This is a genomic window from Rhizobium sp. K102 (assembly GCF_022385315.1).
Taxonomy (GTDB): Bacteria; Pseudomonadota; Alphaproteobacteria; order Rhizobiales; family Rhizobiaceae; genus Rhizobium; species Rhizobium croatiense.
In genome coordinates this window covers 2,236,144-2,259,416 of sequence record NZ_CP092436.1, presented here as the reverse complement: position 1 = coordinate 2,259,416, position 23,273 = coordinate 2,236,144, and the positions used below count along the sequence as shown (strand labels likewise).

Annotated in this window: 27 protein-coding genes and 1 pseudogene; 18 read left to right on the top strand and 10 right to left on the bottom strand. The window is 61.5% G+C overall.

The features are described 5' to 3' along the window. Positions 1-59: 59 nt before the first annotated feature. Both MHI61_RS17125 and MHI61_RS17120 read left to right on the top strand, forming a co-directional pair. The gene (locus tag MHI61_RS17125) at positions 60-599 is read left to right on the top strand and encodes a GNAT family N-acetyltransferase (RefSeq protein WP_239789818.1); all 540 of its coding nucleotides are present in this window, start codon (positions 60-62) and stop codon (positions 597-599) included. Between the two features lie 213 nt (positions 600-812). After that, entirely contained in the window at positions 813-1,514 is a 702-nt protein-coding gene (locus MHI61_RS17120) for a pentapeptide repeat-containing protein (RefSeq protein WP_239789817.1), read from the top strand. Between the two features lie 78 nt (positions 1,515-1,592). On the opposite strand, the gene MHI61_RS17115 is transcribed toward MHI61_RS17120, so the two are convergent. Continuing rightward, a complete protein-coding gene (locus MHI61_RS17115) occupies positions 1,593-1,814 on the bottom strand; it encodes a hypothetical protein (RefSeq protein WP_239789816.1) in 222 nt (73 codons plus the stop codon). Positions 1,815-2,029: 215 nt separating this feature from the next. On the opposite strand from MHI61_RS17115, the gene MHI61_RS17110 reads away from it, so the two are divergent. Then, positions 2,030-2,503 (top strand): Hsp20 family protein, encoded by a 474-nt coding sequence (locus MHI61_RS17110; RefSeq protein WP_239792860.1) that lies wholly within the window; start codon positions 2,030-2,032, stop codon positions 2,501-2,503. Between the two features lie 90 nt (positions 2,504-2,593). Next, complete coding sequence (locus tag MHI61_RS17105) at positions 2,594-3,103, top strand: Hsp20/alpha crystallin family protein (RefSeq protein ID WP_239789815.1); 510 nt, start codon at positions 2,594-2,596, stop codon at positions 3,101-3,103. A gap of 95 nt (positions 3,104-3,198) precedes the next feature. Here the strand turns inward: MHI61_RS17105 and MHI61_RS17100 are convergent. Together MHI61_RS17100 and msrB are read right to left on the bottom strand one after the other, a co-directional pair. Beyond that, a pseudogene (locus tag MHI61_RS17100) lies at positions 3,199-3,541 on the bottom strand (DUF982 domain-containing protein). Positions 3,542-3,850: 309 nt separating this feature from the next. After that, positions 3,851-4,264, bottom strand: coding sequence for a peptide-methionine (R)-S-oxide reductase MsrB (gene msrB / locus MHI61_RS17095; RefSeq protein ID WP_008528859.1), 414 nt, complete (start codon positions 4,262-4,264; stop codon positions 3,851-3,853). A 189-nt stretch (positions 4,265-4,453) separates the two neighbouring features. On the opposite strand from msrB, the gene MHI61_RS17090 reads away from it, so the two are divergent. From MHI61_RS17090 to MHI61_RS17050, 9 genes are all read left to right on the top strand, one after another. Then, positions 4,454-4,669, top strand: coding sequence for a hypothetical protein (locus tag MHI61_RS17090; RefSeq protein WP_239789814.1), 216 nt, complete (start codon positions 4,454-4,456; stop codon positions 4,667-4,669). 127 nt (positions 4,670-4,796) lie between these two features. After that, positions 4,797-7,163, top strand: coding sequence for a putative monovalent cation/H+ antiporter subunit A (locus tag MHI61_RS17085; RefSeq protein ID WP_239789813.1), 2,367 nt, complete (start codon positions 4,797-4,799; stop codon positions 7,161-7,163). 4 nt (positions 7,164-7,167) lie between these two features. Continuing rightward, positions 7,168-7,608, top strand: a complete 441-nt coding sequence (locus MHI61_RS17080; protein WP_239789812.1) for a Na+/H+ antiporter subunit B — start codon at positions 7,168-7,170, stop codon at positions 7,606-7,608. Next, a complete protein-coding gene (locus MHI61_RS17075) occupies positions 7,608-7,985 on the top strand; it encodes a Na+/H+ antiporter subunit C (RefSeq protein WP_097608471.1) in 378 nt (125 codons plus the stop codon). The genes MHI61_RS17080 and MHI61_RS17075 overlap by 1 nt, the downstream gene beginning before the upstream one ends. Positions 7,986-8,048: 63 nt before the next feature. Beyond that, positions 8,049-9,602 (top strand): Na+/H+ antiporter subunit D, encoded by a 1,554-nt coding sequence (locus MHI61_RS17070; protein WP_239789811.1) that lies wholly within the window; start codon positions 8,049-8,051, stop codon positions 9,600-9,602. Beyond that, positions 9,599-10,072: a Na+/H+ antiporter subunit E gene (locus MHI61_RS17065; RefSeq protein ID WP_183840814.1), complete on the top strand. Its 474-nt coding sequence runs from the start codon at positions 9,599-9,601 to the stop codon at positions 10,070-10,072. Before MHI61_RS17070 ends, MHI61_RS17065 begins: the two co-directional genes overlap by 4 nt. Further along, positions 10,069-10,422: a cation:proton antiporter gene (locus MHI61_RS17060; RefSeq protein WP_239789810.1), complete on the top strand. Its 354-nt coding sequence runs from the start codon at positions 10,069-10,071 to the stop codon at positions 10,420-10,422. Before MHI61_RS17065 ends, MHI61_RS17060 begins: the two co-directional genes overlap by 4 nt. Next, positions 10,419-10,751 carry a monovalent cation/H(+) antiporter subunit G gene (mnhG, locus tag MHI61_RS17055; RefSeq protein WP_183840810.1) on the top strand — a complete coding sequence of 111 codons (333 nt, stop codon included), beginning with the start codon at positions 10,419-10,421 and terminating at the stop codon, positions 10,749-10,751. Before MHI61_RS17060 ends, mnhG begins: the two co-directional genes overlap by 4 nt. 441 nt (positions 10,752-11,192) lie before the next feature. Continuing rightward, the gene (locus MHI61_RS17050; protein WP_010060045.1) at positions 11,193-11,624 is read left to right on the top strand and encodes a MucR family transcriptional regulator; all 432 of its coding nucleotides are present in this window, start codon (positions 11,193-11,195) and stop codon (positions 11,622-11,624) included. 366 nt (positions 11,625-11,990) lie between these two features. Here MHI61_RS17050 and MHI61_RS17045 read toward each other — a convergent pair whose 3' ends face one another. Further along, complete coding sequence (locus MHI61_RS17045; RefSeq protein WP_064682317.1) at positions 11,991-12,413, bottom strand: SufE family protein; 423 nt, start codon at positions 12,411-12,413, stop codon at positions 11,991-11,993. Between the two features lie 417 nt (positions 12,414-12,830). Beyond that, on the bottom strand, positions 12,831-13,325 hold the full coding sequence (locus MHI61_RS17040; RefSeq protein ID WP_239789809.1) for a DUF5330 domain-containing protein: 495 nt from the start codon (positions 13,323-13,325) through the stop codon (positions 12,831-12,833). Positions 13,326-13,778: 453 nt separating this feature from the next. Between MHI61_RS17040 and MHI61_RS17035 the strand changes: the two genes are divergently transcribed. The 4 genes from MHI61_RS17035 to MHI61_RS17020 all read left to right on the top strand — a co-directional run bounded on the left by MHI61_RS17035 (position 13,779) and on the right by MHI61_RS17020 (position 18,243). After that, positions 13,779-15,320 carry a HAMP domain-containing sensor histidine kinase gene (locus MHI61_RS17035; RefSeq protein WP_239789808.1) on the top strand — a complete coding sequence of 514 codons (1,542 nt, stop codon included), beginning with the start codon at positions 13,779-13,781 and terminating at the stop codon, positions 15,318-15,320. Beyond that, positions 15,292-16,248 (top strand): peptidoglycan-binding domain-containing protein, encoded by a 957-nt coding sequence (locus MHI61_RS17030; protein ID WP_239789807.1) that lies wholly within the window; start codon positions 15,292-15,294, stop codon positions 16,246-16,248. Before MHI61_RS17035 ends, MHI61_RS17030 begins: the two co-directional genes overlap by 29 nt. Before the next feature lie 134 nt (positions 16,249-16,382). Further along, on the top strand, positions 16,383-17,831 hold the full coding sequence (locus MHI61_RS17025) for a methyl-accepting chemotaxis protein (RefSeq protein WP_239789806.1): 1,449 nt from the start codon (positions 16,383-16,385) through the stop codon (positions 17,829-17,831). 61 nt (positions 17,832-17,892) lie between these two features. Further along, a complete protein-coding gene (locus MHI61_RS17020; protein ID WP_010033104.1) occupies positions 17,893-18,243 on the top strand; it encodes a DUF1491 family protein in 351 nt (116 codons plus the stop codon). On the opposite strand, the gene MHI61_RS17015 is transcribed toward MHI61_RS17020, so the two are convergent. Then, on the bottom strand, positions 18,235-19,284 hold the full coding sequence (locus MHI61_RS17015; RefSeq protein ID WP_239792859.1) for a DUF2336 domain-containing protein: 1,050 nt from the start codon (positions 19,282-19,284) through the stop codon (positions 18,235-18,237). The genes MHI61_RS17020 and MHI61_RS17015 overlap by 9 nt on opposite strands. 983 nt (positions 19,285-20,267) lie before the next feature. Here MHI61_RS17015 and MHI61_RS17010 point away from each other — a divergent pair. After that, the gene (locus MHI61_RS17010; RefSeq protein ID WP_239789805.1) at positions 20,268-20,435 is read left to right on the top strand and encodes a hypothetical protein; all 168 of its coding nucleotides are present in this window, start codon (positions 20,268-20,270) and stop codon (positions 20,433-20,435) included. A 13-nt stretch (positions 20,436-20,448) separates the two neighbouring features. On the opposite strand, the gene MHI61_RS17005 is transcribed toward MHI61_RS17010, so the two are convergent. From MHI61_RS17005 to MHI61_RS16990, 4 genes are all read right to left on the bottom strand, one after another. After that, positions 20,449-20,997 carry a DUF1254 domain-containing protein gene (locus MHI61_RS17005; protein ID WP_239789804.1) on the bottom strand — a complete coding sequence of 183 codons (549 nt, stop codon included), beginning with the start codon at positions 20,995-20,997 and terminating at the stop codon, positions 20,449-20,451. Next, entirely contained in the window at positions 20,990-21,577 is a 588-nt protein-coding gene (locus tag MHI61_RS17000; protein WP_009994723.1) for a DUF1214 domain-containing protein, read from the bottom strand. Before MHI61_RS17000 ends, MHI61_RS17005 begins: the two co-directional genes overlap by 8 nt. A gap of 355 nt (positions 21,578-21,932) precedes the next feature. Next, positions 21,933-22,478 carry a GNAT family N-acetyltransferase gene (locus MHI61_RS16995; RefSeq protein WP_239789803.1) on the bottom strand — a complete coding sequence of 182 codons (546 nt, stop codon included), beginning with the start codon at positions 22,476-22,478 and terminating at the stop codon, positions 21,933-21,935. A gap of 159 nt (positions 22,479-22,637) precedes the next feature. Beyond that, a complete protein-coding gene (locus tag MHI61_RS16990; protein ID WP_222144597.1) occupies positions 22,638-23,273 on the bottom strand; it encodes an ankyrin repeat domain-containing protein in 636 nt (211 codons plus the stop codon).

Here is a 23,273-nt window from a genome sequence, read left to right as displayed (position 1 = left end):
TTTACATCTTTTGCACCGCGGCGTATGCCACCCTGACAGCCAATCGAACCGGACCAACCATGACAGACGCCGTCCTCCTTCGCGACGCCACCGAGGCCGATCTTCCGGCCATCCGCGAGATCTACAATCATGCCGTCGAGCACACGACGGCGATCTGGAACGAGACGCTCGTCGATCTCGAAAACCGGCGGGAATGGTTGAACGCGCGTAACGGGCGCGGCTTTCCCGTCATCGTCGCCGAGATGTCGGGCAAGGTCGCAGGCTACGCCTCCTATGGCGACTGGCGCGCCTTTGAGGGCTATCGCCATACGGTCGAACATTCCGTCTATGTCGACAAGGATTGCCGCGGCGCCGGTATCGGCGAGGCCTTGATGCGGGCGCTGATCGCGCGTGCCGCTGCCGCCGATATCCACGTGATGGTCGCCGGCATCGAGGCTGAGAACGCCGCCTCGATCCGGCTGCACGAGAAGCTCGGCTTCCGCATCGCCGGCAGATTTTCCGAGGTCGGCACCAAGTTCGGCCGCTGGCTGGATCTCACCTGCATGGAGCTTCTTCTGCCCGGCAGGCCGACTGACCGCCTGCCTGGCAAGGCCGACTGACCGGCCCTGGCCGGCAAGGCCGGCTGACCGGCTTGCCTGGGCAAAGGCGGATGGCCGCCTGCCTGGGCACGGATGAGCGCTTCGGACGCAGTGAAACTGCAAATCATTGCCAGCGCGCTCGCCATCTTTTTATTGTATTCTGAGCTGTGTAGAAATGAGAGGCCGCCTGCTTCGCGAGAGGCGGCGTGAAGCGTCATGGAGATCAACAGTTCAATGGTAATGCATAGATCGCCGCTCGGCCTCCTTGCCTTGCTTCTTCTCGCCTCCGCTCCGATCTCCACGCGTGCCGCCGATTGCGGCAGCACGGCCTCACCGAAGCTCGACTGGCAGGAATGCTCGAAGAAGAACCTGATGCTGCAGGGCAGTGATCTCGAAGGCGCCAATCTCTTCAGCACCGATTTCTCGCTTACCGATCTCAGCGGCGGGAATTTCAAATCCGCCAATCTGGAGAAGGCGACTTTGGTGCGCGCCTCGCTCGAGGGTGCGCATGCCGAAGGGGCCAACTTCGCCAAGGTCGAGGCCTATCGCGCCAGCTTCGCCAATATTGCCGCCGAAGGCGCTTCCTTTGCCGGCGCCGAGCTGCAGCGCGCCAATTTCGGCGGCGCCCGGCTCTCCGGTGCGAGTTTCGAAAAGGCCGAACTCGGCCGCGCCGATTTCGACAAGGCGGTTCTGACGGGGGTGAAATTCTCCTTCGCCAATCTCTCCCGCGCCGATCTCTCCAACGCCACCTTCGAAGGCCCGGCAACATTCGAGCGCGCCTTCATGTTCCTGACGCGCATCGAAGGTCTCGACCTGTCGGCCGCCGCCGGGCTCGAACAGGCGCAGATCGACCTCGCCTGCGGCGACGCCTCGACCAAACTCCCCTCCGGCCTCTCTACGCCGGCAACCTGGCCATGCCCGGCCGAGCACGAGTAGCCGGGCGAAACCTTGCGCCTGTGGCAACTACGCCCGGCTGGTTTAGGGATGTCGGGTGTCGGAACGAGCGGCGAGTTTCTAATCCTGTTCCTCTTCATCCGACCTTAGCAGATCGACAAGCGCAGCAACCCTGCCTGTCGGCAGATGCCGGCCTTCACCCATCAACGCCTCGTCGTTGTTGGCCCATGCAAATGCCTCGGCAAGTTCGGCCTGCGTCGCACCTGTTGCGATGACCTCGGCCACAAGCGTTTTGTCGGCGGGCCCCAGGACGGCGACGACATCGTCTGAAGTCATTGTCATAGCCATTGCTCCTCGCTCAAGCTTCGCCCAGATATGGTGGCGTGTTCGAAAAAATCAATTTTTTTCGTTGAGCGGTTCTGTCCTCTTGAAACGTTAAGCTACTGAATTACATCAGTATTGTTGGCCGCCGAATAGGGGCCGACACCAGGTCCAGGAGACGCCGGTCGCTCTGGGCGTCTCCTTGTATCCATGTTGCTTGTAAGGAGGATATGGCTATGAGGACAAACCTCGATTTCTCTCCCCTGTTCCGGTCGAGCATCGGCTTCGAGCGGATGTTGAACGCGCTCGAGGCTGCAAGGCGTGCCGAAACAGTCGACAACTGGCCGCCTTACGACATCGTCAAAGCCGGCGAGGATGATTACCGCATCGCTATGGTGGTAGCGGGCTTCTCGCGGGACGAGCTGGCGATCACTCAAGAGCAGAACATGCTCATTGTCGCAGGGCAGAAAGCCAACGGCGAAGATGTTCAATACCTGCATCGCGGCATTGCCGGACGGTTCCAGCGTCGTTTCGAACTTGCCGATCACGTGAAGGTGGTGGATGCCGGCCTCGTCGACGGTCTGCTAACCATCGCTCTCAAACGCGAAATTCCTGAAGAGATGAAGCCACGCCAGATCGGAATCGAAACGGGTCAGGCAATGCCGAAGGCGCGGCCGAAAGAGATCGAGGCCGGGAAGCACGCGGCTTAAGCTTCGCCGGCCGCAGGCAAACATGGCGCCGGGAATGGCCTGGCGCCAAACGAAGAGCTTGCCCAGGAACCAGCAGAAAGGAGTAAAACCATGAGTGTCCGTGATTTGATTCCCTGGGGTCGCAACAACGGCAACCAGGGTCCGAGTCTCCTTCGCGACGATGACCGCGATCCCTTCCTGTCGCTCCATCGCGAGGTCAATCGGCTGTTCGACGATGTTTTCCGCGGCTTCGGCTCCGGGCTGCCGTCACTGCGTGGCGCCAGCGGGTTCGGTGCCGGCTGGCCGAGTGTCGAAATCTCCGATACCGACAAGGAAATCAAGGTGACGGCCGAAGTACCTGGCCTTGAGGAAAAGGACATCGAAGTCCTCCTCAATGACGGCGTTCTGACGCTGAAAGGTGAAAAGCGTTCGGAGACCGAAGACAAGGAGAAGCAGTTCTCGGAGTGCTACTACGGCCGCTTCGAGCGGCGCATCCCTCTCGGCACCGAGGTCAAGGAAGATCAGGTCGAGGCCACCTTCAAGAACGGCATCCTGACCGTCCGCCTGCCTAAGACGGAAAAGGCTCAATCACAGGTCAAGCGCATCGCCATCAGGAGCTGATCCAAACAAGTTTGGCGGCCGCCGCCCGGCCGCCTCCGATCGATCTTGGCTTGCGGACCCGCTTGCTGAACTTTGCAACGGCGGGTCCGATGAGGTCACGGGGGCCCTTTGTTTCTGCGAGGCGATTCCCCACGGGCGCGCTCACGTACGTGCGGTCCCTTGTTCCGCTGCTGCGGCGAAGCCGTGACGGCCAGTCTGCTGTGCCAGGAGATCATGTTTCTCTGCAAACGCGACGAACAGGCCACGAGCGGTTTCGGCGTCGATTTCGCCACGGAGGGCGGCAGCACAGGCCTTCAGCGCAACCGAATGGGCCGCGTCGCGGGATATGGCCGGCCATTCGTCAAGATGCCGGTATGCCTCGATGACCGTTCGGAGCTCCGCAGGAAATCCAAGGCCAACAAAAATGGTGACAGGCTGTTTGAACACATCGGGTCTCATCATTCTCTCCTTCCCTACCGCGATGTTGGACGAGCAATCTGCGTCAAGCGCCTCCGAGCTGCGATCTGCGACGAGGCTTTGCCGCCTCCAAACCGGGCGCTCGGCTGGCGCCAGATTAGTTGGTTTTTGACGGTTTCCGATTCAATAGGACGAAGGAAAATTTGGTCCGTTTTGCGAGCTGGAGCGACACCACCTCAATCCTCTCTCGGTCAAGGTCCAACGACGGAGTCTGCAAACCTCGGTCCAGTCGAGCGTCGCTCAAACTGACGACGTACATCCCTTATTTGCCATACGAAGGATCGGTGCGGCCTATTTCCCCGGCTCGAACACCATGGCGTGGCCGTTGATGCAGTAGCGCAGGCCGGTCGGTGGCGGGCCGTCGGGGAAGACGTGGCCGAGATGGGCGTCGCAGGTGCCGCAGCGGATTTCGGTGCGCACCATGCCGTAGGTCGTGTCGCGATGTTCGGTCACCGCATCGGGCGACACGGCTTCGAAATAGCTCGGCCAGCCGCAGCCGGCATCAAATTTCGTGTCGGAGCGGAAGAGCGGCGCGTTGCAGCCGACGCAGCGGTAAAGTCCTGTCTCGAAGGAATCCCAGTAGGGGCCGGTGAAGGCGCGCTCGGTGCCGTGCTGGCGGGTGATGCGGTATTGCTCCGGCGTCAGCTGCTCTTTCCATTCGGCATCGGTTTTATGGATCTTGGCTGTGGTTGCAGTTTCGGACATGACGTGCTCCTTTGGCCGAGGGGCGGTTCCTTCTTGCGAGAAAATGTGGTGCGCCGTCCTTGCTTCATCAAGCCTCCGGCGCCTTGCCGCCACAATCGCGGCATACGGCAATTCAGGGAAGACGCTTGCTTTTACATCTATTAAGGGTTTTCCGTTAGGGTTAATGTTACGTGCATTGAGGAAACATTGGTGTTTGAAGCGGCAATCGTCCTGCTCTACGGTCTCGTGACCGCGGCCGCCATAGCGGTCACGATGCTGGAAGGCTGGGCCAATCATGACGGCTTGACGCTCCATCGTCTCGCCGGCCTTATCGCGTGCCTGCTGTGGCCGCTGACGCTTGTCCTCTTCGTCCTGCACGGCTGCGTCGTCCGGCTGCTGACACGTCTTTCCCGCTCGGCCGCCTGACCGCTTCGAACTTCCGCGCGGCATTGGCCGGCGACCGAAAACGCTTGAGACGCCCTCCCGTTTCGCCTAAGTCAGAAGACGAGCCGATTTGAGATCGGCTTTCCGTCTGGCTGGTAGAGGAGGAGACATGGCCGATGTCACGGCTCTGACATTTCTGGCCCTGTGTCTGCCGCTCGCCGGCGCTCTTGCCGCTCCCTTCGTCATCCGCATCCTCGGCGCAAACGGCGCCTGGCTGCTGGCGGCCGCTCCGCTGTTTGCCTTCCTGCATTTTCTGCGCCTGCTTCCGCAGGTCGCGCGCGGTCAGGCCGTCGCCGGCGGTTATGCCTGGGTACCGAGCTACAACCTCTCCTTTTCCTGGTTCCTCGACGGCCTGTCGCTGGCTTTCGCGCTGCTGATCACCGGCATCGGCACGCTGATCGTGCTCTATGCCGGCGCCTATCTCAGGGGGCATAGGGATCAGGGCCGCTTCTTCTCCTTCATCTTTCTCTTCATGGGCGCGATGCTCGGCATCGTCGTGTCTGACAGCTTCCTGATGTTCTTCATCTTCTGGGAACTGACGTCGATTACCTCCTTCCTGCTGATCGGCTTCGATCACGAGCGCGAGGCGGCCCGTCGCGCCGCCCTGCAGGCGCTTGTCGTCACCGGCGGGGGAGGGCTGTGCCTGCTCGCCGGCCTGCTCATCCTCTGGAACATGTCGGGCGTCACGCAGATGTCACAGCTGATCGGGTCGGGCGATATTCTGCGCGAAAGCCCGCTCTATCTCGCGGCCCTCATTCTGGTGCTCGGCGGCGCCTTCACCAAGTCGGCGCAATTTCCCTTTCATTTCTGGCTGCCGAACGCCATGGAGGCGCCGACGCCAGTGTCGGCCTACCTGCACTCGGCCACCATGGTAAAGGCCGGCGTCTATCTGCTGATGCGGCTCAATCCGGTCATGGGCGCAACGCCCGCCTGGGAAATCCTTCTGCCCTTCTTCGGCGGCCTGACGCTGGTGGTCGGCACCGCCCTCGCTATCCGCCAGACCGACCTGAAGCTCAAGCTCGCCTATACCACCGTCTCCTCGCTCGGCCTGCTCGTCATGCTGATCGGCTTCGGTTCCGACTACGCGGTGGCGGCGGCGGCGCTCTATCTGGTGGCGCATTCGCTCTTCAAGGGGGCACTCTTCATGGTCGCCGGCATCATCGATCACGAAACCGGCACGCGTGACATCACCCGGCTCGGCGGCCTCAGGCGGGCGATGCCGCTGACATGGATCATCGCCGTTGCCGCGGCCTTCTCCATGGCGGGCCTGCCGCCCTTCTTCGGCTTTCTCGCCAAGGAGGAGATCTACACGGCGCTCGTCGGCGGCGACATTCGCGCCATCACCTTCACGGGGATCGCCGTCTTCGGCAACGCGCTGATGTTCGCCGTCGCCTTTGCCGTGGCGCTGAAACCCTTCCTCGGCCGGCCGGCGCAGACGCCGAAAGCTGCGCATGAGGCGCCCGTCCTGCTCTTGCTCGGCCCGGCCGTTCTCGCCGTCCTCGGCCTGCTGTCGGCGGTTTTTGCGAGCTTTACCCATGCCGCTCTGTCCTCGCCGATCGCAGCCGCGATCCGCGGGACCCCGGTTGAGATTTCCATTTCGCTGGCGCCGCATATCGGCCTGCCCTTGGCCCTGTCGCTGCTGACCGTGCTGCTCGGCATCGGCGTCTACTGGCAGCTCGATCGGGCGCGATTCTGGATGGCGGTTTTTCTGCGCGCGGCCGGGCGCGGGCCGGACCATGGTTTTGACCTCGCCATGGCGGGCCTTGTCCGTTTCGCCGGCCGCCTCATCCGCCTTGTCCAGCCGGGAAGGCTGGAGATCTATGTCGCCTGCATCTTCCTCTGCCTCGCCGCCATCCTCATCATTCCCCCGATCCTCTATGGCGAACTGCCGCACCTTCCCGCCTGGCCGGCAGATGTCAGGCTGTATGAATGGGCGGTGTTCCTGATCGCCGCCTTCGGCCTTGCCGCCGTGCTCGTCGCCCGCGACCGGCTGACGGCGATCGTCTCGCTCGGCATCCAGGGCTTCGCCGTCGCCGTCATCTTCCTGCTGTTCGGCGCGCCGGACCTGTCCTTCACCCAATTCATGGTCGAAACGCTTTCGGTGGTCATCCTCGCCCTGGTTATGACCAGGCTTCGGCTCTCTCCCGACGATCGGCGCTCGCCCGGCCGCAGGCTCCTGCACGGTGCGCTGGCGCTTGCCTGCGGTATCGGTTTTTCACTTTTGCTGCTGCGGGCAACGCAGCTGCCGTTCAACGACGCGCTGACACTATTCTTCAACGCCTATTCCAAATCGATCGCCCACGGCGCCAACGTCGTCAACGTCATCATCGTCGATTTCCGCGGCACCGACACGCTCGGCGAAATCGCTGTCGTCGCCGTGACCGGCCTTGCCATCCTGGCGCTGATCCGCATCCGCGCCGGCAGCGAGCGCAGGCTTGCCCCCAATGATCCGGATGCGGTCGGAGCAGGAGAGTGATCGCGTGAACACCCTGATCTTCCGCACCGTCGCCCCGTTCCTCACCGCGCTCATGCTGCTTTTTTCCGTCTTTGTGCTGCTGCGCGGCCATAACGAGCCGGGCGGCGGCTTCATCGGCGGGCTGATCGCCGCCTCGGGACTGGCGATCTACGGCATTGCCCGCGGCGTCGCCGCCGTTCGCCGCGCCCTGTTCTTCCATCCGCTGTCGATTGCCGGCTGCGGCCTGCTGCTGTCGACTGCGGCCGGTCTTCTCTCCAGCCTCTTCGGCGTTCCCTTCATGACCGGCCTCTGGATCTATCCGAACCTTCTCGGCCTCGAGGTGCCGCTGTCGAGCGTCATGCTCTTCGACATCGGCGTCTATCTCGTCGTGCTCGGCGCCATCACTTCGATCGCGCTGACATTGGAAGAAAAGGAAGTGGCATTGGAAGAAAGGGAAGTGGAGTGATGGAGCCGCTTCTCGCGATCCTCGTCGGCCTGTTCTTTGCCGCCGCCATCTATCTGATGCTGTCGAGATTCTCGATCAGTATCATGCTCGGCATCGCCATCCTCGGCAATGCGGTCAATCTGCTGCTCTTTACATCAGGCCGGCTGACACGTGAGGTGCCGCCGATCATCCCGGCGGGTCTCGACGCCTTGCCCGCCGGCGCCGCCAACCCGTTACCGCAGGCGCTTATCCTGACGGCGATCGTCATCTCCTTTTCCTTCCTCGCCTTCCTGCTGGTGCTGACCTATCGCGCCTATCAGGATCTAGGCACCGACGACACCAGCGAAATGCGCGCCGCCGAGCCCGACGACCGGCCGCTGCCGCCATTGGGATATTGATGCGGATGTCGGTGCGGATGCTCACCCCCTCTGCCCTGCCGGGCGTCCCGGAGGCCGCACCTGATGGCCGCTCCCACCGTCACCGTCGATCTCACCGCCGCCCTGGTCACCGCCCCGGTACCCATCGGTCATTGGCTTGCCATCCTGCCGGTCGCCCATTGCATCACGCTCGGCGCTATGCTGCTGATGGTACGCGCCTATCCCCGGCTGCAGGCCTGGCTGGCCATCTCGGGCCTTGCGGGCCTGGCGCTGATGGATGCGGCGCTGCTTGCCAAGGTCGCGGCCGAAGGGCCGCTGACCATGGTCATGGGGCGCTGGCTGCCGCCCTTCGGCATCGCCTTCACCGTCGATCTCTTCGGTGCGCTGATGGCCTTCGCCGCAGCCCTTGCCGGGCTCGCCGGCGGCATCTATGCGCTGGCCGATATCGGCGAAAGCGGCCGCCGATACGGTTTCTTTCCGCTGCTCATGCTGCTGATGGCCGGTGTCACCGGCGCCTTTCTCACCGGCGACGTCTTCAATCTCTATGTCTGGTTCGAGGTGCTGCTAATCTCGTCCTTCGGGTTGATCATCCTCGGCTCGGAGCAGCAGCAGATCGACGGCGCGCTGAAATATGCGGTGCTCAATCTGATCGCTACGACCCTGTTCCTGGTCGGCGTCGGCATTCTCTATGCCGTCTTCGGCACGCTCAACATGGCCGATATCGCCGGGAAGGCGAGGGACATCGGCGGCACGCCGCCGCTGATGTCGCTGGCCAGCCTCTTTCTGCTTGCCTTCGCGATGAAGTCGGCCGCCTTCCCGGTCAATTTCTGGCTGCCCGCCGCCTACCATACCCCGCGCATCACCGTCTCGGCGTTGTTTGCTGGCCTGCTGACCAAGGTCGGCATCTACGCGCTGGTCCGGGTGATGGTCATGCTGCTGCCGGCCGAACGCGCCGAACTCAGCCTTGTGATCGCGCTCGCGGCCGCCGCGACCATCCTCGTCGGCGCGCTCGGCGCCCTGGCAGAAAACGACATCCGCAGGCTATTCGGCTATGTCGTCATATCGGGCATCGGCAACATGCTTGCCGGCGTCGCGCTCGGCAATCCCGGCGGCATCGGCGGCGCGGTCTTCTACGCGCTCCATTCCATGGTGCTGATGACGGCGCTTTATCTTGCCGCCGGCGAGATCGGCCGGCGCGGCGGCGGCTTTTGCCTGTCGGATCTCGGCGGGCTCTATCGGCAAAGCGGCGGCTTCACCGCGCTGTCGCTCGTGCTCTTCCTTGCCGCCTGTGGCCTTCCGCCCTTTTCCGGCTTCTGGCCGAAGGTCATGCTCGTCAAGGCTGCGCTCGATAGCGGTGCCTGGTGGCTGGCGGCGGCAATCCTCGCTGGCGGTTTCCTGACGACGATCGCCTTCGGCCGCCTCTTCCTCCTTGCCTATTGGCGCCCCGCGCCGATGGCGCTCGCGCCGTCGAAACCCTCCTGGCGCACCGGCCTGCCGCTCGCCGCGCTGACGGCGCTCACCATCGGCTTCGGCATCCTGCCGGAACGGCTGCTGGCGTTGTCGCAAGCGGCCGCCGCCGGCCTTGCCGATCCCCAGGCCTATCTCCATTCGGTCTTCCCGCAAGGAGTTCAGCGGTGATCGCCTTCGTCTTCAACCTGTTGCTCGCCATCGCCTGGGTTACTGTTACCGGCAGCGCCTCGCTGCATAATTTCGTCTTCGGCTTCCTGCTGGCGGCCCTGGCGCTGGCCGTCATCCGCGAACCCTTCGGCGGCAGGGGATATCTGCGTCGCACCCGCCTGGTGCTGTCGCTCATTGCCCTCTTCCTCAAGGAACTGTCGCTGTCGGCCTGGAAGGTCACGCTCACCGTTCTCTCGCCGGATATGAAACTGAAGCCAGGCATCTTCGCCTTTCCTCTGACGGTGACCAGCGATTTCGAGATCACCCTGCTTGCGAATCTCATCACGCTGACACCCGGCACGCTTTCCGTCGATGTCTCGTCGGATCGCCGCACGCTCTATGTCCACGCGCTCGATTGCTCCGATCCGGAGGCGACAAGACGCGGCATTGCCAGTGGTTTCGAACGCAAAATCATGGAGGCCTTCCGGTGATCACGCCTGCCGCCATCGTCGCCGTCGCATCCGCGGCTGCCCTCGCCATCCTCGGCCTGGCGCTGCTTTTGACCGTCTGGCGCGTCGTTGCCGGCCCGACATTACCGGATCGCATCCTCGCCCTCGACATGCTGACCGGCATCGCCATCGGCTTCATCGCCGTCATCGCGGTCAAAACAGGGTTTTCCCTCTATATCGATATCGCCATCTCGCTCGGCCTCGTCGGCTTCCTGGCGACCGTCGCCTTCGCCCGCTTCGTGCTGTCACGCGGCAACATCCACTCGCCGCCATCGGCGTCCGCAGCCAAGGGCGGCGCAAAGACGCGCCGGGCAGGGAGAAAGGGACGATGATGGCCTATCTCGTCGCCGCCGTCACCGCGCTGCTGCTGGTTGCCGGTGCGCTCTTTGCCCTTGCGGCGGCCATCGGCCTGGTCCGGCTGCCCGATCTCTATACGCGCATGCACTCGGCCTCGAAGGCCGGCACCGTCGGTTCCGGCCTGCTGCTCTTTGCCGCCGGCCTCTATTCGCAGGACCCGGCGGTTATCGCCCGCGCCCTTGCCGGTTTCGTCTTCTTCCTGTTGACAGCGCCGGTTTCCGCCCATCTGCTGGCCAGGGCGGCCCATCGTTCGGGACACGATCTCGGTGCCATCTCGGTATGCGATGATATGCGCGAACGCTGAGGGGTTGCTATTGCCATCTTAACCTGTTTTACGTCTGACTTATGCACAGGAAGCTGTGAGTAAAGCTTGGCCTAAAGTCCTATAATTCTTCGTCGGCCATTTTTTCTCAAGAAAAACGACAAATAATAATTGGCCTTTCGGCCAAACGATGGTATTTGAAAATGCAAGTAGAATTCTGATTGTGAATTACAATCGTACTGCTTCCAAGTCCCTCAGTTTTGATTTTTCAATGTCTAAACTGGGGCCATCGCCTGGAGCATGACGTAGTGGTTTTTGGTCAGGCAGTATAAGAACAGGTCTCGAACTTCGGAATCTCAGGGGTGGATTTCACGTTTTTCGAAACAGAAGATTGCTTCCTGTGCTTTTGCTGTTCGCTTCTACGAGGCGGGTCTTTGGCGTGACAGTCAAAGATCGTTTGAGCATGCTAACAGGAGAAAAAATATGACGGATATGGCGACCGGCAATGGGCCGGAGCTGCTTGTGGAACTGACGGCCGACATCGTGGCGGCTTATGTCAGCAACCATGTTGTCCCGGTCAGCGACCTGGCAAATCTGATTTCCGACGTGCATTCGGCACTGAGCAACACGTCCGTACCGCAGCCCGCTGCGGCCGTTGTCGAAAAGCAGAAGCCTGCAGTCTCTGTCCGCAAGTCCGTACAGGACGAGCAGATTACGTGTTTGGAATGCGGCGGCAACTTCAAGTCCCTCAAGCGTCACCTGATGACGCATCACTCTCTCTCGCCGGAAGAATACCGCGAGAAGTGGGACCTGCCGACCGACTACCCGATGGTAGCGCCCGCCTATGCCGAAGCGCGTTCGCGCCTGGCAAAGGAGATGGGCCTGGGTCAGCGCCGCAAGCGCGGCCGCGGCTGAGCTTTTTCGAAAGCAATCAACGACAAAAGCCGGGTCTTGCGCCCGGCTTTTCTGTCTGTAACGCGACTGTGATTCCAAAAAACGCGAGCGGTTTTCGGGCGGCATTTTGTTCCAACTCATTAATTGAGAACAGGAATCAGACTTTAGTCCGGGGAGGTCCGAAATCATCCTGTTCCAGGCGAGGAAAATAATCTTCCAGACTATTTTGCGCCGATCGGAAATGAAGAAGGTGAAGACGGGATATCACAAGGAGCCGCATCTTATGCTTCCGGGGTGACGCGTAGAATGTATTCCTATACTATAAGAAAGTTTTAATATACTAAATTACGCGGCGCTGCCACGCGTTCGGGCCGAATCGAATCGCCTTCAAGCCGCGGCGCGGACGTTCGCCTCTTCGCGGATTCTCCTCACCATCGAGCGCAGTCCGTTCGAGCGCTGCGACGACAGGTTCTCCACCAGTCCGATCTTCGAAAAGATTTCGAAGGCATCGAGCGCGGCGATCTCCGATGCCGGCTTGCCGGAATAGGTGGCAAGCACGATGGCGACGAGACCGCGCACGATATGGGCATCGGAATCTCCCTCGAAGCTCATGATCGGGTTGTCCGGATCGCCCGACGTGTGCGTCACCAGCCACACCTGGCTGGCGCAGCCCATCACCTTGTTCTCGGAGGTGCGCTTTTCCTCGGCCAGCTCGGGCAGCGCCTTGCCGAGTTCGATGACATAGCGGTAGCGGTCTTCCCAATCGTCCAGGAAGGCAAAGTCGTCGATGATCTGGTCGAGGGATGCCATGGAAAGCCTTTCACCATTGGCATGCCGGCATAGCTGCACGGCAATTTTGCCTCCGGACATGCTCTAGTACTGCATATAGGTGAAAGACCGGCAGATTTGAACCGTTAAAGCGCGTCGCGGCCTCTCGTATTTGCCCTGCTTCGGTTTTTTTCTGTTTGCGCATGTCGCGCAAGACCCCGCCGCATATTTATGCATGGCACGTTCTGAAAAGAAACGCCGTGAGGGATGGGCATCCTCACGGCGCAGCACGATGCTGAATTAAACAGGGCAGGCACGTCAGGCATGGGGCATTTCCGCGTCAGCGGGCCACCGATGCAAGCTCAGGCAATTCCAGCCGCGAAGCTGTTTTCTGTCCGGAATTGCATCAAAGAATGAAGAAGTCGAAATGCGCTGCGGGCGGGCGCCCGCGCATTATCGTCAGCTCGCCGGTTTCGGCGTCGGCAGCGGGATCGCGCCGGTTACCACCGTCTCGGGTGCCGTTTCATCGTCGACCGGCGGACGGTAGGGCATCGGCTGGTTGAGTGCAGCCTTTGCCTCGCGCACCTTCTCCTGGACGGAAGGGGCGGCGAGGGAGGGCAGGGCGGGTGCTGCCCGCTTTGCCGTTTCGGCAAGCTTTGCAGTCGCTGCCGGCTCGTCGCTGAACTGGCTGTCGAGCAGTTCATAAGCGACGTGGGCGCCCTCGCGGGCCCGGTAACCGAGTGCCGTCAGGGTCTCGGCGCCCTTGGCGCAGACCTCCGGCTTTTCCGAGCACATGCCGGTCAGATAGTCATAGGCGCCGCTCGCCGCCGTAAAGGCGTCTGAAAGCTGCAATTGCGGGCCGCTGGCGAGCTTGTCGGGACCCTCCGTGCTGAAGACGGAAAGAAGCACGAGCACAAGGCCAAACCAGAAGGATCCTTTGATCAGAAACCACATTGTCGTTGCCCATCCTGTTTTCCCGTCCGGTTCTTTTCGCCAAATCAGGCCGGTTGTCCGGTGTGCTTTCACCCTATCGATAAGTTGCGAATGCCGCTTTTCGAAACTCGCGCGCATTTGCGGCAAATTTAATTCAAATTTTAGCGAAGCGGATTTGAGCTGCATTTAAGTCGAATCCGAGCGATTGCCGTTAAGCATCAGGGCAGCACCTGCTTGCAATTGCAGGGCTTTTGGCCGCTCGCCCTGCCACAGGAGTTAACGTCGTGCTGAAATATGAAGGAATTCCGTTGCTTACCGGCTATTAACCACAAAAAGCAAAGGGGCACTCGGATGCTTCAAAACGGGAATTTCTGCGCTTTCTGGCTGTGAACAGCGCTTTTGCCTTATCCTTTCCTTAAGTCGCGGGGGCCTATTGTCCGGATCGACAAACAGCCTTTTTCGGGCGGGTATTGCGTGCAAGTATTGAGTGACATTGGCGGCTGGGTGACGGCGCTCGTAGACCGGGCGGCGACAAGCTGGCTCTCCCGGACGGGCGGCGGCGAAGCCGTGCGCCAGCGCGAGCTTGCGATTCTGCGCCGCCTGGTGCTGCTGTCCTCGGCCGCTCTCGTCGCCGCGCCTGTCGGACTTTCGGCCGTCACCAGCCCCGCCGTCGCCTTGCCGGCCGGTGTCGCCATGGTCTGCGCCGCCTTCCTCTTTTCCGCCGTCGGCAGCATTGCGCTTGCCCGCCAGGGCTCGTCGGCCGGCATCGCCACCCAGTCGGCCGAGGACTTCTTCCTGAGCGTCACGCCCGGCCTCGTCCTGTTCCTCGATCCGCACGGCAGCGTCGCCACCATCGGCGGCCGCGACCGCCGCGATTTCCTCGACTGGATGCGCGATCCCAAGGGCAGGGGCTTCCTGGAGCAGGTGCATGTCTCCGATCGCATCCTGTTCCTGCAGGCGCTCGACGGCCTGCGGCGCGGCGAGGATGCCGCAAGTGTCGATCTGCGCCTCGACCGGCCGTCGGTTTCGCGTGATCAGCGCCAGTTCGCCTATCTCAGAATGGATATGACCGCCCGGCGCGATGCCGATGGTGAGCTGGCCGCCGTCATCGCCCAGCTGCGCGACGTCTCCGTCGAGCAGCAGCTGCGGGCCGAGGCACAGAGCCGCGCGGCCGACGCCGAATCGGCAAACGATGCCAAATCGCGTTTCCTCGCCGCCGTCAGCCATGAGCTGCGCACGCCGCTCAACGCCATTCTCGGTTTTTCCGACATTCTGATCGGCGAATATTTCGGCAAGTTCGAAAACGACCGCCAGCGGGAATATGTCGGCCTCGTCCGCGAATCCGGCGCGCATCTGCTGTCCGTCGTCAACACCATGCTCGACATGAGCAAGATCGAAGCCGGCCGTTACGAGCTGATCCTCGAAGCCTTCGATATATCGGCCTCCGTCAGATCCTGCGAATCGATGCTGGCCTTGCAGGCCAAGAGCAAGGGCGTCACCCTGACGAGCCGGATCCAGCGCGGCCTCGGCGAGATCGTCGCCGATCAGCGCGCCATCCAGCAGATCCTCATCAATCTCGTCGGCAATGCCGTGAAGTTCACCGAGGCCGGCGGCGTCGTCTCCGTCGATGCGGCGGCGCGCGACGGCATCCTGAAGCTGACAGTCAGCGATACCGGCATCGGCATTGCCGCCGACAAGCTGGCGATGCTCGGCCAGCCCTTCGTCCAGATCCAGAACGATTACACCCGCCGCTTCGAAGGCACCGGCCTCGGCCTTTCGCTGGTCAAGGGGCTGGTGGCGCTGCATGGCGGAAATTTTGCTATCGCCAGCCAGCCAGGCGAGGGTACGATCATCACCATCGAGATCGCGGTGGACGGTTCGGGCGCCAGGCGGGCCGAAGATGCCGGCCGTGGCGCGACCGTCGAGTTTCCGCCTCGGCTGAAGGACGCGGTCAAAACAGGGGTAGAATTGGAAGAGGGGCTTTTCGATGGCCGCGCGCAAGCGAAAATCGCCTAGGGGAAAAAACCGACGGCAGCAGCCGGGCCTTGTCGTGTCAGGCGCAGCCGCTCTCGGCGGCCTCGGCCTGCAGGGCGCATCTGCGCTGGGCGGTATCGGCCTTCAGGGCGCATCGGCGCTCGGCGGCGTCATCGGCCGCAATCCGTCGGTTGCCGGCGGCACGATCGCCTTCTTCGTCATCTTCTCCTTCGTCGCGGCCAATGCCCTCTGGTATCAGCCCGGCCTGCATCCGCATCCGATTTTCCGCACCCGCGATCCGCAGTCTCCAAACGTGCTCGGCGCCCGCCGCCCGGCCGAAGAGCAGCAGGGCGACGTCACCACCTTCCGGATCGAACGGCCTGAGGATGCCGCGACCACCACCAGCGCGACGCCGGCGCCGGCCGCACCGGCTCAGCAGCCGAGCGAGCTCGTCATGGGTATCCAGCAGCAACTGGTGCGTAGCGGCCTCTATAACGGCATTCCTGACGGCATTATCGGGCCCCGCACCAGCGCCGCCATCCTGTTCTTCCAGGAGACCGTCGGCATGGCCCAGACCGGCGAAGCGACGCCGGAAGTGCTGGCGGCGCTGAAAACCGACGCTGCCGGTCCCTCGACCGTGCCGGTGGAAAAACCGCGTGAGGATGTGAGCTCGAAGGCGGCGGCGGAAGACCCGGTGGCCGCCGCGATCCGCAGCGCCGAAAAGACGGTCAAGACGGCGCCATCAGCCACAAAGCAGCTTCCTTCCAGCGAACTCACCACTGTCGACCTGGTGCTGAAGATCCAGAAGGGTCTGTCCAACATGGCCTATGCCAATGTCGGCGTCGACGGTGTTGCCGGCGAGCAGACCCGCGCCGCCATCCGCCACTTCCAGAAGCACTACAACCTGCCTGAAAACGGCGAGCCGAACGAGGCGGTGCTGAAGAAACTGAAGGAAATCGGCGCGATCTGAAGCATAGCGCGCCGCCTGCGGCAGCAAGCTTTGCTCGATGCGGCTACAACCTAAGTCTAAGACGCTGTCCCCGTTTGCAACTTATTAACCATGTTGATCGAAGCTTTGCCGATTGAGGCGGGGGAACGTCGGTCATGGATGCGTTCAAGGCAATAGACGATCTGGCCGGAGAACCGGCAGTCGAAGCGGAAGCCCCGGATCGCACGGCGTTGCGCCACATCCTGCAGCGCCTTGCCGAGGAGGCTTCGACGCTCGGCATCGATCTCGTCGACATTGCCGGCGCCATTCAGGACATGGCGGCGATGTCGGCCCGCCATGCCTCCGCCTTCGATCATGTCACCAGCACCGCGCTTTCGATTGCCGAAACTAACCGCTCGGTCGCCCTGTCGCTGCGCGAGACCGACCGCACCGCGGCCGAAGCGCGCCAGATGCTGAAGGAATCGGCCGACCGCCTGTCCGGCTCCGTCGCCGAGATCGGCCACATGGTTCAGTCCTCCAACGTCATCGGTGCCGAAATCGCCGGCTTTTCGAAGTCGCTGGCCGATGTCGACAAAATCGCCGACGAGATCAGCACCATTGCCCGCCAGACCAACCTCCTGGCGCTGAATGCCGCAATCGAGGCAGCGCGCGCCGGCGATGCGGGCAAGGGTTTTGCCGTCGTCGCCGCCGAGGTCCGGGCACTTTCGCTGCAGACCTCGAAGGCGACCGGCTCGATCCAGGACACGTTGGACGAATTGCGGGTGAAGATCGACCGGCTGTCGGTGGTCGGCGGCGATGCGCGTGAGAGTGCCGCCGGCGTGCGCGACAAGTCGGAGGCGATGCGCGGCGCCTTCGAAAGCATGGAACATGTCATCACCCGCATCCTCGACAGTTCGACCGTCATGGCCAACACGACCGAGGCTGTCGACCAGCAATGCGCCGGTTTCGTCGAAAAGCTCAGCGAGATGTCGGGCGAGGTCGCCGGTTCGAATATCAGGCTGCAGCAGGCGGCAAAACGGGTCGACAGCGTCGTAGGTCTCTCGGAAACCCTGGTCCAGCTGACGGCGAGCGCCGGTGTGAAGACCGCCGACAGCCGCTGGATCGAGGAGGCGCAGTCGGTGGCAAGGCAGATATCAGGCGCATTCGAACGGGCCGTCGCCGAGGGCCAGATCGGCCTCGACGCCCTCTTCGACCGACGCTACCGGCCGATACCGGGCACCGATCCGGCGCAGATGATGGCCGCCTTCACCGAGCTCACCGACCGCCTGCTGCCGTCGATCCAGGAACCCGTCGTTGCCCTGGACGAGCGCGTCGCCTTCTGCGCGGCAGTCGACGAAAACGGCTACCTGCCGACCCATAACCGGAAATTCTCGCAGGCGCAGCGGCCGAGCGACGCCGTCTGGAACACCGCCAATTGCCGCAATCGCCGCATCTTCGCCGATCGTGTCGGCCTTGCCGCCGGTCGCAGCACCGCGCCTTTCCTCGTTCAGACCTATCGGCGCGACATGGGCGGCGGCAATTTCGTAATGATGAAGGATATTTCAGCGCCGATCACCGTGAGGGGTCGCCATTGGGGCGGATTGCGGCTGGCGGTCAAGGTCTGACGCATCCGGCAATATCCGAGCGCGGATTGCCGATGCCGGCGCGCCGGTCTATACCGCGCCGATGAGATTACGCGCCGACATCTTCGTTTCATCCCTGCTGCGCCGCGTCTTCGCCAGCGGCGATTTCGCCGCTGTCGAGAAGAAGGGGGCCGAGGAGGCCGGTGCGATTTTCATCCGTCAGCACTTCCGCGACGGCCTGGAAACGCTCTATGCGCCGGCGCCGCAGACCGCCTTCGGCGAAGACGAGATCCGCGACCGCCTGTTCGAAATCCGTCTTGCGCGCAGTGAGCCGGAAGCGGTGCGGGCGATGCTGGAGCGCGAACGCCGCTTCGACCCCGACCTCTGGATCGTCGAGCTGGAGGCGGAGGAACTGGGTGACATGATCCCGCTCGCGCGGGATGGCTCAGCGTGACCGTCGTCCGAGCACGCGCATGTCGCGTTGCACCGGCGCCTGGCGGACGAAGCGGTGGCTCTCCGTTTCCGCAAGCGTAGGCGTAACGGCCGCCTCCGGCTTGTAGGTGTAACGGTCGGCGCGCCGCCAGGCCTCCACCCTTTCGTGGCATTCTTCCGGATCGAGCGCATCGAGCACCATCCAGGCGCGCGTGACATTGTGCTGCTGTTCGGCCAGGTGCGGATAGAACCGTTCCAGCACGAAGACGGCGTCGAGAAAACCCATGCCGAGGCCCGTCAACGTCGTGGCGAGCTGCTGGCCCGACAGGTCGAGCATGATGCGTTCGGCAAGCCAGCGGCTGGCGGAAAGCGCATCGGCGAGCGCGGTTGCGAAATGGTTTGCCTCGCGCGAGCGGGCAAAGCGCACCAGCAGCGCCTCCTGAATATCGGTCAGCGTGCGCAGGCCGAGCCGGTCTTCGTCCTTGCGGCCGAGATGGCCGGCAAGGTCGAGAATACGCTCGCGCAACGCCTCTTCATTGGCGATGCGCTGTTCCTCCAGTGCTTCGGCCTCGTTGCTCTCCGCCGAGGCCGGCGACAGCGGGACGGCCTCCGATTCTGTGATCGGTACTGCGGGGGCCGCGGGTCGCGGCTGGGTCTGGCGCAACGCCACCAGCGCGTCGATGACCTTCGGCGAGAGCGAGTCGCGGCTGACGATCGCCTTGACATGGGCTGCGCCCTGCATGCGCGCAATGGTGATCAGCGTGTCGTCGGCAATGGCCTTGGAGGCGGCAAGAAAGGGTGCGGCGATCTCGATCGGCTGATTGCCGATGAACAGCGCTACGGCTGCCGGCATGGTCGGGCATTGGGAAAGGGCGGCGACCGCCTGACGCTTGGCCTCGTCGGAGGAGGCCTGGAACAGCGGTGTGAAAAGCTCGGCGAATTGGCGCAGTTCGGATCGCGTCGGATTAGACAGGCTCTCGAAACTGCTGACAGTCGCCATTAACACCACGTCCTTTTTCCTGACGGCCAACGGGCCCTCGAGGTCTCGAAACCGGTCACGCACACGCACACCCTGAAAACGCAGAACCAAGGGAAACCGTGGGCCGATAGCGCTGGCGGGGCGCCTGTCGGACCGCACGGATATGAACAAATCCTACACCGGTACGGTTAATGCATGCTGAAGATTTTATTAAAATGCCACAGAAATATACACGTGTGGCGTGTTGCCTGATCATTAGCCGGCAACAAAAAACCCCTTGCTTTTGAGGGGCTGTCGCGACGGTGTGCGATCGCTGTTTCGACCGCCACGACAGTTAACCTTCTGTCGTCGTGCGGGGCACGCAGCAGCTTTTGCGCGGCTTTCATCATCGGTCCGGCGCATTGGTGCTTGGTGCCGCAGGCGGCGTCTTCGGGCTTTCGCTGTTGATATGCCGTCGAGCGCTGCGGCCATCGGGGACCCGTGATGTCGGGGTCGTCGGACAAGAAAGGGGAATCAACGGCAAGGCCTGTTGCCCCTCGCTACCGGTCGAGCCGGGAAAGATTCGCGGTCGGCGATCACTGCAAACCGCGCTCCGATTGAGGGTGGATCGACGCCGATCCGGGCCGCGACGCAACGAATGTCGGCCTGCCGCATATTTGCAACACCTGCAACGTTGCCGGCCCGAGGGTCGCCGCTGCATTGTCAACCATGTGAATTATCTTTGATTTTATCCCTTTGGGGATGTCCGGATCGCCGCGCAGGCGGCATGAAACCAAATCGGCGCTTCGCGCGTTGAAGAGGAAGTCACGGGAACTGTGTTTGGCAACCGTCGAATATTAGTAAACTGTTAACTGTCATGTGTCTCAATTCGGACAGGAACGACGCGATTTGAGTGTTTGGATCGTTGAAACTCCGTATCACGGTATTTCAGCCAGGTGCCGTGGGAAAGGCGCGAATGCCCTCGGTTCGGTCATGCCGACACCGCAGGACGCGCCGGCCCGCAGATTGGCGGGCAGGGTGAAATCCATCGCAAGTTCATCCGTCTCGGGCAGTGCATGGAGACGAGAATGGCAATAGTAGTCGCATTGGCGGATCGGCGACCGCGGGCGCCGCGTCCTCAGGACAAGGAACCCCGCGAAGCCAAGATCCTCTGGTTCACCGGTGTCCGCTACGAGCGGCTGGCCGAGAGTCCCAGACATGGCCTGGCGCCCGCGCCGCGCGCCAGCAAGAAGTAACGTCCGTTCAACCTCAGCGGGCGCTGAACTGCTCGCAGCCGGCTTCCGTCAGGAAGTTCCGCGCCGCCTCATCGAAGCTTGCCTGCGGCGCCAGCGTCCGCAGCACGGCGTAACCGTCCGGCCGCGCCATTTCCACCAGGATCGCCTGTTCCAACTCCGGCGGCAGATTCTTTCGCAGGTCCGTCAGCTGGATCGGACCGCCCGCCAGCACATCGAGCGCGCCGCCGACCGAGGTCCTGTCATTCATGCTGAACACCTCGTTGGAGGCGCTGTCGTAGATCGCAATCGACCAGAAGGGCACATTCCCCTTGGCGGTGAAATGCACCGGGCCATCCTCGACGTCGAAGGAGCAGACGGCGGTGCGCACGAAGGGATCGCCATTGGCAAGCCCCGCCTCGTCATACTGGTCGTTCAGCAGGTAGAAATTATTGAGGTCACCTTCCGCCTCGACGCGGGTCGCCGCGTCCCTGCCGGTGAAATGCGGCAGTGACAGGATGATGACGAGATGCAGAAGCGCGGCGCCGAAAATACCGGTCAGGATGGCGAAAATGATCTTAAGCATTGCCGCATCCGGTCTTGGTGAGCTTGGGCATGGCGAGGTCGATCACGCCGGAACTGCCGGCCGTCGGCGTATCGAACAAGGTCAGCACCAGCCGGAAGGTGCCGGCCTGCGGCAGGGCCAGCCAATTGCCAGGCTGGGCGACGGCGGAGATCTCGATCGAGAAGCTGCTGTCGGGCTGGCGCAGCACCGTCCAGGAATTCAGCGCCGAGGGAAGCCCGGTCTTCACCGCCGCCGGATTGCCGCCATTGTCGGCGGTAAAGAGCGTCCACAGCCGGGCGGGCGGCGTCTGCCCGCTGATGCGGTAGCGGCAGCCGGCATTCAGCCGCGCCCCTTCGTCGTCGACGCTCGCCGTGAAGGTCAGCCCCTCGGCGCTGCCATAGAGCAGCTTGCCGGCGCGCGCCCGGTGCGATTTGGCATAAGGATCGGCATCGACCGTCTGCAACGCCGGAAAAGCCTCCCAGGCGCCAAGCTTGATCGCTCCGAAACCCTGTGTCGCATCCAGCGCATACAGCGAAATCATGATCCCGCCGCCAAAGGCGACGATGAGCGTGATCAGGATGAAAAGGGGAAATCGAAACACGTTATGACCTTGGAAACCATATCGGATGAAAGGGTTACCACTGATTCTGGCAGGGTGGAATGGCGCGCAGTGACATGGAGGTCGATCTGTCCAGAGGCGCGTGCAAGCGCCGGTGACTTGCCTCTCACGATCAACCCGTCCTATTGCGTCGAGAAGAACTTGTCCGCAAGCGATGATCTCCCGCCTCCGATGTTCACGATGGAGGAGTCCAGACAATCACCCCGGCCAACCTCGTACAAGGCATCCGCGATCCGAAAATGCAAGAAGCGACGCGGAGTGTACAGATGGACGAGCGGATTGAAGATGAATAAGGTCCACTGAGTTTTGATCTAAAAGTATATCAAAAAACCGGCTATCACGAAAACTGCCCATCGAGCATCAAGAATATTTCTTCTCGTTTGTAACTTGTTTTGGCTCCTCGGTAATATTCGGAAAATCCGCAGGAGTAGTAAAATTTAATATTTTCATTATTATGTTCTGAATACAGAATCCCCATTCTGTCTCTATATCGGTCTTTTTGGGATCTCATCAAAGATCGGCCTATGCCATTCATCCTATTGCCATCTTCGACATAAATAGAATTTATCACACGTAAGTTGTCGCGAAATTCCAAAACTTCGGGCCTCACGTCGTAAATTCCGAGCAAGTTGCAATATGACAGGTGCTCTTTCAGGATTCTAAAATCGAGTGTCTGGATGAAGCCTACCGGACCAGAGTCCACAGTGGCAACGGCAAATTGCCACAACTGATACAGAGGGTTGCTTTTGGATTTAAGGAGCGACAACATCGACTCGGAAGTCATGGTGCATTGATCTCCGATAGCCGCCGGAAGAGGCCTGATCTTGGGAAAATTGCTGCAAATGAAATCGAGATCCGAGGCGGTTGCCACTGCGATTTTCACGCTATTGCCCTCTCTCTCTCGCTTTAGCAACTCGGCCCCGGGGGCTGCCGCCTGCGCTGGCTCGATAGTAACTCATATATGTGCTCCAGAACGAGATCAGCCGCTGAGTATGCCACAGTCTAACTTCTTGGTCCCTTGAGGGCCGCATGCCAACTACGTCTACAAATTTGACTTGATCCACGCGTGAACTTTGGGTTTCTGCGAGATCGTCCGATCAAGCAAGTCTTGCTTCTGTTCCGGAGTGGCCTTCCAGCCAAAGTCCTGCAGGAGCGCCAGTGCGGAGATCGCCACTGTCTGCTGATCGGATTTCCCAGGCGCAATGCAATTTATAGCTTGCGTTGGGATATCCAATTTTGCGCCGCCATAACGTTTGATTTCCGCATGCGAATCAACAGAAGCGCCGTTCTCGAGCAGAATGCGCGCCTTATGGATATGGCCGAATTTAATCATCGACGACAAAGGTGTGATGCCCTCGTCATCTGCTAGATCTACAGCTTTTCGTTCCTTGAATTTCTCCACGAGCCAACGGTATGCATCAGTTTCAAAATCAGGGGTTTTTTCCATCAGAAGCGTATTGCCATCTATGGATCGCTGCAGCAGATTGACGCCGTTCGCATCAAGAAAATTTAATGCCTTTATATTGGATACGCACTGAAATAATAACGGAGTTTCATCTTCATCACGTACTTCTTTTCGAAAAAAATCGACGCAGAGCTCGTCTTGTGAATGATCTCCGTTAAGAAATTTTTCTTCCCAATTCTGAAGAATATATTGTTCTTCCGGGGTTGCCGTCAT

Excerpts from the sequence above, each read along its gene's own strand:
- MHI61_RS17120 (WP_239789817.1), top strand. The coding sequence starts at position 813 with ATGGTAATGCATAGATCGCCGCTCGGCCTCCTTGCCTTGCTTCTTCTC.
- MHI61_RS17125 (WP_239789818.1), top strand. The coding sequence starts at position 60 with ATGACAGACGCCGTCCTCCTTCGCGACGCCACCGAGGCCGATCTTCCG.
- MHI61_RS17085 (WP_239789813.1), top strand. The coding sequence starts at position 4,797 with ATGGCCGATGTCACGGCTCTGACATTTCTGGCCCTGTGTCTGCCGCTC.
- MHI61_RS17110 (WP_239792860.1), top strand. The coding sequence starts at position 2,030 with ATGAGGACAAACCTCGATTTCTCTCCCCTGTTCCGGTCGAGCATCGGC.
- MHI61_RS17045 (WP_064682317.1), bottom strand. The coding sequence starts at position 12,413 with ATGGCATCCCTCGACCAGATCATCGACGACTTTGCCTTCCTGGACGAT.
- MHI61_RS17070 (WP_239789811.1), top strand. The coding sequence starts at position 8,049 with ATGGCCGCTCCCACCGTCACCGTCGATCTCACCGCCGCCCTGGTCACC.
- MHI61_RS17105 (WP_239789815.1), top strand. The coding sequence starts at position 2,594 with ATGAGTGTCCGTGATTTGATTCCCTGGGGTCGCAACAACGGCAACCAG.
- MHI61_RS17010 (WP_239789805.1), top strand. The coding sequence starts at position 20,268 with ATGGCAATAGTAGTCGCATTGGCGGATCGGCGACCGCGGGCGCCGCGT.
- MHI61_RS17115 (WP_239789816.1), bottom strand. The coding sequence starts at position 1,814 with ATGACAATGACTTCAGACGATGTCGTCGCCGTCCTGGGGCCCGCCGAC.
- MHI61_RS17005 (WP_239789804.1), bottom strand. The coding sequence starts at position 20,997 with ATGCTTAAGATCATTTTCGCCATCCTGACCGGTATTTTCGGCGCCGCG.
- msrB (WP_008528859.1), bottom strand. The coding sequence starts at position 4,264 with ATGTCCGAAACTGCAACCACAGCCAAGATCCATAAAACCGATGCCGAA.
- MHI61_RS17040 (WP_239789809.1), bottom strand. The coding sequence starts at position 13,325 with ATGTGGTTTCTGATCAAAGGATCCTTCTGGTTTGGCCTTGTGCTCGTG.
- MHI61_RS17050 (WP_010060045.1), top strand. The coding sequence starts at position 11,193 with ATGACGGATATGGCGACCGGCAATGGGCCGGAGCTGCTTGTGGAACTG.
- mnhG (WP_183840810.1), top strand. The coding sequence starts at position 10,419 with ATGATGGCCTATCTCGTCGCCGCCGTCACCGCGCTGCTGCTGGTTGCC.
- MHI61_RS17030 (WP_239789807.1), top strand. The coding sequence starts at position 15,292 with ATGGCCGCGCGCAAGCGAAAATCGCCTAGGGGAAAAAACCGACGGCAG.
- MHI61_RS17075 (WP_097608471.1), top strand. The coding sequence starts at position 7,608 with ATGGAGCCGCTTCTCGCGATCCTCGTCGGCCTGTTCTTTGCCGCCGCC.
- MHI61_RS17020 (WP_010033104.1), top strand. The coding sequence starts at position 17,893 with ATGAGATTACGCGCCGACATCTTCGTTTCATCCCTGCTGCGCCGCGTC.
- MHI61_RS17025 (WP_239789806.1), top strand. The coding sequence starts at position 16,383 with ATGGATGCGTTCAAGGCAATAGACGATCTGGCCGGAGAACCGGCAGTC.
- MHI61_RS16990 (WP_222144597.1), bottom strand. The coding sequence starts at position 23,273 with ATGACGGCAACCCCGGAAGAACAATATATTCTTCAGAATTGGGAAGAA.